The organism is Roseibacillus persicicus, from assembly GCF_014651675.1.
GTDB lineage: Bacteria > Verrucomicrobiota > Verrucomicrobiia > Verrucomicrobiales > Akkermansiaceae > Roseibacillus > Roseibacillus persicicus.
The window spans coordinates 1-1,513 of sequence record NZ_BMXI01000051.1; the positions used below are offsets into that span (position 1 = coordinate 1).

The following is a 1,513-nucleotide window of genomic DNA, read 5'->3' on the forward strand; positions in this document are numbered from 1 at the left end:
TTCAGAATCGAACTCGAAGACCTTGCCTGGGTTTTCAGTAAGCCACAGTCTTAGGTCTTCTGGAACGACTACATCGACGAGCTTCCTATTCATTCTGCCTAACGTTCCAGCACACCCAATCCGACCGACTCAGCGCGCTTTCACTACTTCTATCACGCTCCCTCCTCCAGTCAAGCCTCCAACTCGCCAGCGCGGTCGGATTTGTGGTGCTGCGCATTGTTCGACATTCAGCGCGATCACTCATTGTTAGCTGCATATCTCTTCCAGCTTAAGACTGATTCGGGACTCAGAATTGAGCTGAACGAGAATGAAATCAGCAGATAGATCGCTCCACTTCCCGTTCAAGGGTAGGTGAAAAGAAGCTGCTCCAAACAACCCAGATGAATTCTCTTTATATCGAACAACTTCCTGCTTGGGGTTCGGATTCCCTTCTTGAGCGGCTCTCCAATCGGACACCACGAACTCGGAAATTCCAGGGTAGAGTTCAGAACGATAGCGTTTGATATCCGATTCAATCCAACTCGCTGACGCCGTTATTCCAGCCATCGTGTAACCTACCAATTTAAAGACGGCCTCATACTCCTGCTTAGCGAGCAGATCTACCACGTCTCGAATACTCGATATGACTGCCGCATCAGAAACATCGTGTTCAAGAACCATCATTTTTCAGTCGAACGTCTAGCACACCCAATCCGACCGATTCAGCGCGCTTTGACTACTTCTACCACCTCCCCTCCTCCAGTCAATCCTCCAACTCGCCAGCGCGGTCGGATTTGTGGTGCTGCGCATTGTTAGGCAAGAGCTGTTCCGGACGTTCTCGAAAGTATTCTTGAAGTTCAGCCACAAAGCTCATGACAGCCTTCCCGCCCTCGCTATTGTAGCGACCCAAAAAACGAGAACTAACCTCATCCACACCCTTCCAGTCTCCAAGAAACGCTCCAAAAGTGAGCACCGTTCGATAATCCGATCCGCACATAATTGAGCCGTCATCAGCTCTAAGCGCATGCCAAGCATCATCAATTCTAGAAAACCTACTGTAGAATGGTTCAACGATACCACCAAGAGCACCTCTTGTTCTCCGAATAGCCCGCTTAGGACACCCGCCTGCAGAACATATCCAGCCACTCAAGTCGAAAGCCCTAAAGAACGGAGTATTATTGAAGAGGAAGCGCGTAATTGGTCCTCGAGCTAGATTCTTATCGCTGTTGACAGTGTCGCAGTGAACATGAGAACTGATCGACTCTTGGGTTAGCGTTTTGGGGCGAACAAGCACCTCAAATACCTCGTCAAGACAATCATAATGAACACCGAAGAATAGCTGAATCGTTCCGATTGGCCAATGATGTGTACTCAGGTCAATCCCAACCCGCTCGGTTCTGCCCTCTTGCCTCCGTGAGAACAAGGGCACAACAGCATCAGACCTCTCGAACTCGTATGGCAACATATTTGCAAACTCTAATCCAAGTTGCTCACGGAATTCCTCTTCGCTCAAGCGCATTTTAATGCCTAACGT

2 protein-coding genes are annotated in these 1,513 nt (G+C 49.2%); both read right to left on the minus strand.

The features are described 5' to 3' along the window. Positions 1–246: 246 nt before the first annotated feature. Complete coding sequence (locus IE099_RS20540; RefSeq protein WP_189574709.1) at positions 247–663, minus strand: hypothetical protein; 417 nt, start codon at positions 661–663, stop codon at positions 247–249. 79 nt (positions 664–742) lie between these two features. Continuing rightward, on the minus strand, positions 743–1,513 hold a 771-nt coding region (locus IE099_RS20545; protein ID WP_229809627.1), incomplete at its 5' end, for a hypothetical protein.

Excerpts from the sequence above, each read along its gene's own strand:
- IE099_RS20540 (WP_189574709.1), bottom strand. The coding sequence starts at position 663 with ATGATGGTTCTTGAACACGATGTTTCTGATGCGGCAGTCATATCGAGT.